Origin of the sequence: Pedobacter sp. ASV12 (assembly GCF_016429155.1) — a bacterium.
In the GTDB taxonomy this organism is placed as follows: domain Bacteria; phylum Bacteroidota; class Bacteroidia; order Sphingobacteriales; family Sphingobacteriaceae; genus Pedobacter.
Genome location: NZ_JAELUC010000264.1, coordinates 1 through 482, shown reverse-complemented (window position 1 = coordinate 482; position 482 = coordinate 1). Strand labels below are relative to the sequence as shown.

The following is a 482-nucleotide window of genomic DNA, read 5'->3' as shown; positions in this document are numbered from 1 at the left end:
GTCGTGGTTCGTCGGCAGCGTCAGATGTGTATAAGAGACAGCTTACAATACCAACCTGCCAGGTGCCTACGATCAATTTAACGTTGTGCAGATTGCAAAATTAAATATGAACAGAGGTATAACTAATCAGTTTAATGGCATCGGTAATGCCAAATACAGAATTAACGACGACTTGTCGTTTAGGTCGAATTTTGGTGTTGACTATTTAGAAATCATAGAGGATCAGTTTCAAGATCCAAGATTTGGCGACGGAAGATCTGTAAACGGTCAAGCTTCGGCTGCAAATACAAGAAATACCAACTTCCAAACAGATCAGATCTTAAATTATATCAAATCATTTGGTAAGCATAATGTAAACGCCTTAGTTGGTTTTAACTATAGGAGCGAAGTTAGAACATTTTCTCAAGCCGTATCTCAAGGTTTGCCGTCTTATCGCTTTACCCAAGTTTCTTCTGGTATACCTTTCTCTACCAGTGGTACTT

1 pseudogene is annotated in these 482 nt (G+C 39.0%); it reads left to right on the top strand.

What is annotated here, in order from left to right:
• Positions 1–85 precede the first annotated feature (85 nt).
• Positions 86–482: pseudogene (locus JHD69_RS20220) on the top strand (hypothetical protein); the annotation flags it as partial.